This window comes from Rhizorhabdus sp., assembly GCF_018006725.1.
In the GTDB taxonomy this organism is placed as follows: Bacteria; Pseudomonadota; Alphaproteobacteria; order Sphingomonadales; family Sphingomonadaceae; genus Rhizorhabdus.
The window spans coordinates 1-3840 of record NZ_JAGMXV010000360.1 but is presented as its reverse complement, the minus strand read 5'-3'; the positions used below and the strand labels follow the sequence as shown (position 1 = coordinate 3840).

The 3840-nt window shown below is 64.5% G+C and carries 7 protein-coding genes; 1 reads left to right on the top strand and 6 read right to left on the bottom strand.

Annotated features, from left to right (window positions below; translation table 11 throughout):
- Window positions 1-215: 215 nt before the first annotated feature.
- Complete coding sequence (locus KAY22_RS25980; RefSeq protein ID WP_296625992.1) at window positions 216-413, bottom strand: DUF1192 domain-containing protein; 198 nt, start codon at window positions 411-413, stop codon at window positions 216-218.
- A gap of 83 nt (window positions 414-496) precedes the next feature.
- Between KAY22_RS25980 and KAY22_RS25975 the strand changes: the two genes are divergently transcribed.
- Complete coding sequence (locus tag KAY22_RS25975; protein ID WP_296625991.1) at window positions 497-1492, top strand: NAD(P)H-quinone oxidoreductase; 996 nt, start codon at window positions 497-499, stop codon at window positions 1490-1492.
- Between the two features lie 25 nt (window positions 1493-1517).
- Here the strand turns inward: KAY22_RS25975 and KAY22_RS25970 are convergent, their stop codons facing one another.
- From KAY22_RS25970 to KAY22_RS25950, 5 genes are all read right to left on the bottom strand, one after another.
- Window positions 1518-2123 (bottom strand): DUF4142 domain-containing protein, encoded by a 606-nt coding sequence (locus KAY22_RS25970; RefSeq protein WP_296625990.1) that lies wholly within the window; start codon window positions 2121-2123, stop codon window positions 1518-1520.
- Between the two features lie 173 nt (window positions 2124-2296).
- Window positions 2297-2683: a limonene-1,2-epoxide hydrolase family protein gene (locus KAY22_RS25965; protein ID WP_296625989.1), complete on the bottom strand. Its 387-nt coding sequence runs from the start codon at window positions 2681-2683 to the stop codon at window positions 2297-2299.
- A 66-nt stretch (window positions 2684-2749) separates the two neighbouring features.
- Entirely contained in the window at window positions 2750-3151 is a 402-nt protein-coding gene (locus KAY22_RS25960) for a DUF488 domain-containing protein (RefSeq protein ID WP_296625988.1), read from the bottom strand.
- Between the two features lie 44 nt (window positions 3152-3195).
- A complete protein-coding gene (locus tag KAY22_RS25955; protein ID WP_296625987.1) occupies window positions 3196-3372 on the bottom strand; it encodes a hypothetical protein in 177 nt (58 codons plus the stop codon).
- 126 nt (window positions 3373-3498) lie between these two features.
- Window positions 3499-3840: TSUP family transporter (locus KAY22_RS25950; protein ID WP_296625986.1), on the bottom strand; the 342-nt coding region annotated here is incomplete at its 5' end.

Sequence of the window (3840 nt, the reverse complement as noted above, 5' to 3'; positions counted from 1 at the left end):
GAGGGTCGCATATTCATGGCGCCGGCTGCTGGCTGCGCTCAGCGCGTTGTGCAGCGTCTGTTCGAGTTCGCGGGCGAAGGATGGCATGGTCGTTCTACTCCATTCGGCATGGGCCGAGCCATGCCGCTACACCATATGTCGGGTGCCCAGGGCCGTTCATCAAGAACCACCCTTCTGCCGGGGGGCGAGAGCGTCGCTTTCCGGCAGTCGCGCCGTCATCGCTTGAATAGGCTTTCGGCTGTTGCGCGATGGTTAACGGCCTTGGCCATCCTGTCGCGGCAGCGGTCGATCTCGGCCGTCAGTGCGGATATCCGCAGCTCCAGCTCCTCGACCGACAGCGGGTCGAGATCCTGCCGAACCAGCTGGCTCAGCGGATCTCCGGCCTTTTTGGCGAAAAGATCGTCAGGCTCCATGGCCTCAAAGTTGACCCTGACGGGGCGCATGTCAATAAACCGATGGTGAATCAGGCGTCGGCAACGCCTCGATCGGGGGCAAGATGGTCGAAATAGCTGAGACGATGTGGGCGATCGACCCGGAGGGGGCGGGCGGACCCGAGATATTGGTCCCCGTCAAGCGGCCCGTGCCCAATCCGGGGCCTAGTCAGGTCCTCATCCGAGTCGCAGCAGCCGGGGTCAATCGGCCCGATGTCGCGCAGCGGACCGGCCGTTATCCCCCGCCGCCGGGCGCACCGTCCATTCTGGGGCTTGAGATCGCCGGTGAGATCGTAGCCTGCGGGGACGGGGTGATGCCCGAATTGCTGGGGCAGGAGGTCTGCGCGCTGGTCGCCGGGGGCGGCTATGCCGAATATGCAGTGGCCGACGCCGGGCTCTGCCTGTCGATCCCAAACACGCTGTCGATGATCGAGGCGGCGGCCATTCCGGAAACGCTGTTCACGGTATGGAGCAATGTCTTCGAACGCGCTTATGCGGCGGAAGGCGACACGGTGCTTGTTCATGGCGGTACCAGCGGCATCGGCACGATGATGATCCTGCTCGGCCGCATCTTTCAGGTCCGCACCATCGTGACCGTCGGATCCGACGAGAAATGCGCGGCGGCGGTCAAGCTCGGTGCGAGTGCCGCGATCAACTATCGTACGCAGGACTTCGTGGCGGAGGTTGCGCGCCTGACCGATGGGCGCGGGGTTGATGTCGTGCTCGACATGGTCGGTGGGGACTATGTTCCGCGGAACATCGACTGCATGGCCGATGACGGGCGCCATGTGTCGATTGCGGTCCAGAAGGGCGCCAAGGCCGAGATCCCGATCTGGAAAATCATGCAGAAGCGGCTGACCCTGACCGGTTCCACGCTCCGCCCGCGCGACCTGAGCTTCAAGACGGGTGTCGCCGATGAGATCGCGTCGGTGGTCTGGCCGCATGTCGAGGAAGGTCGGCTGAAGCCCGTCATCGACACCACCTTCCCGCTGGAGGCCGCCGCCGACGCGCATCGGCGCCTCGACGAGGACCATATCGGCAAGGTGGTGTTGATGATCTGAGCGGGGCCAAGCGCTCCCCTATATCCTATTGGTCGAGCTTGCGGGCATGGTCCAGATGACCCTGGACAGTGGGTAGCAGTTCGCCCGCGACCGTGCGGAGCGCCGGCGTGTCGCCCTTGGCCGAATAGTCGCGGAGGAGCACGACGGCATCTTCATGGGCGTCGACCTGATCGTCAACATAGTCCTTGTCGAACTCGGCGCCCTTTTTCTTGCCGAGATCGGCTAGGTCGTCCTGCTGGTCGGCGGTCAGTTCGGCGTTGGGCGTCAGCGCAGGGTTGGCCGTGGCGGCTGCCGCCTTGATCCTGGCAGTCGAGTCGGTATGCGCCTTGATCATCTCCGCCGCGAAGTCCTTCACGGCTTGCGACGATGCATTGGTCACCGCCAATTTGGCTGCCGCGATCTCATAGGCATCGGACTTGGCCATGCGGTCGATAAATTCCTGACCGGCCGGGGTTGGCGACAGGGCTTGTTGTGCATCCAGCGCCACGTTCGACGCCATGGCTCCCGCGCTGTCGAGCGCCTGCTCGGCCTGGTTCGCTGCTGTTTCGGCATCTGCCTTCGTCTTGTCGCCGCAGCCCGCCAAAGCCAAGGTCAGCACAGCAGCAGACAGGATGGGAATGGAGCGTTTCATGAGGGGAATTCCTTCTCTGGAAGCCCCTGAAACGATCCGGCGGAAAAGCCTGTTCCGCTTCAAGGTGCAGAAACACCTGGATTTTCCGTTACGGCCCGGTTCCGGCCTGCGTTCTTCCGCGCTACCTGCGCTGAAGAAAAATGGCCCCCGATCATCACAGAGCAAGGCTGAGGTCAGTGGCCGCCGAGCAGGCCAGCCGTGTCGAAATAGTCGCGCCAGGCGGTGATCTTGCCGCCGCTGGTCTCGATGATGCCCATGATCCGGATCGAGGCCGCGACCGAGCCGTCCGCTTTCAGGATGTGGTCGACGCGCTCGGTAAGCACCTTGTCGCCAAGCGCGACGATCGAATGCATGTCGACCGTCATCGCGACCATGCCGAGGTTCGCCTCGAACCCGTCGAGCGCCGCCAGCGCCTCGTCCGGGCCTGTCGTCAGTGACATGCCGACATTTTCCCATGTCGTCGTCGGCGTGAAATAGTCGCGTACGGCCTGGCGTATGGCGTCGCGACCCTTGGCCCACTCGGCCAGAAAAGCTTCGGTCGTGGCGATGGCGTCGGTCATGGAAATCCCCTCCTGGTTTCGCCGGAGGTTAACGCTCGATCACTCTGCGAGCAATGGCCGCTGCCGCTACGGAAACAGATCGATGATCTCTGCGTCGGCGAACAGCGTCTGGGCGAGCAGCGAGCGGTGGCAGCAGGCGGGTTCGCGCTCGAAACAGAGCAGGGCGACGCTCCTTTCGCGCGCGAGATCCTGCAGCATGGCGCCTTGCGCCAAGGCGTCGGGCATCGCCAGTTGGCCCGCATAGATATGCGACAGGGTGGCGAGGTCGTTGCGCCGCGCCGCTGTGCGCCCCGCGGGCGGCGTCCCCAGCGCCTTGAAGCCGGCATAGTCGATGCCAGCCTCGCGGAGCTCGGCAGTCAGGATATTCTTGGAAAAGCCCGGCCGTCGCGACAGCGGCACGGCGCGAACATCGGCAAGCACTTCCACGCGGGCCCCGCGCAGACAGTCGATAAACGCCTGTTGCGTCACGCCCTCATAGCCGATCGTGAAGATCCGGGAGGGCGCGGACTCGGTCAGGACTTGCCGTTGCCGCGATTGGCGTAGAGCAGGGCGGCGACGATCGCGGCCGAGCCGATACCCACGGCAGCGCCGATCACGGCGGTCTTCTTGTTGATCTTGGGCGCCGACTTCGCCTTTGCGGGCGACTCCGCAGGCTGCGCGTCAGTGGTGGGGATGTTGTCTTCGTCCAACGCCAACTCTCCTGGTCTATTCGTCCGCTATGGAATCCAAGGCGGGGGCAAGGCAAGCGCTTCGTTGCCGGTGAGAGACGAGCCTATGCCGAAGCGAGCATTGTGTGAGCCGTGTCGATCCGGAGGTCAGCCGAGCGCGTTCCATAGCAACCGCGCCGTCATCGCCAGCGAAATCGTCACCAGCAGCGGCCGGATGACCCGTGCGCCGAAGCGCATCGCCATGTGCGACCCGACGAGGGCGCCCGCGGTGGTGCCCACTGCCATGCAGAGGCCGAGCACGAACAATATGTGCCCGGCGAACAGGAAGACGATGAGGCTGCCGATATTGCTGGCGAAGTTGAACGCCTTGGTGTGCGCGGTGGCGCGGGTCAGCCCCATCCCCAGCAAGGTGACCAGCGCCAGGGCGAAGAAGGACCCCGCGCCGGGTCCGAAGAAGCCGTCGTAGAAGCCGATCCCGCCAGCGACAGC

Excerpts from the sequence above, each read along its gene's own strand:
- KAY22_RS25980 (WP_296625992.1), bottom strand. The coding sequence starts at position 413 with ATGGAGCCTGACGATCTTTTCGCCAAAAAGGCCGGAGATCCGCTGAGC.
- KAY22_RS25970 (WP_296625990.1), bottom strand. The coding sequence starts at position 2,123 with ATGAAACGCTCCATTCCCATCCTGTCTGCTGCTGTGCTGACCTTGGCT.
- KAY22_RS25975 (WP_296625991.1), top strand. The coding sequence starts at position 497 with ATGGTCGAAATAGCTGAGACGATGTGGGCGATCGACCCGGAGGGGGCG.
- KAY22_RS25965 (WP_296625989.1), bottom strand. The coding sequence starts at position 2,683 with ATGACCGACGCCATCGCCACGACCGAAGCTTTTCTGGCCGAGTGGGCC.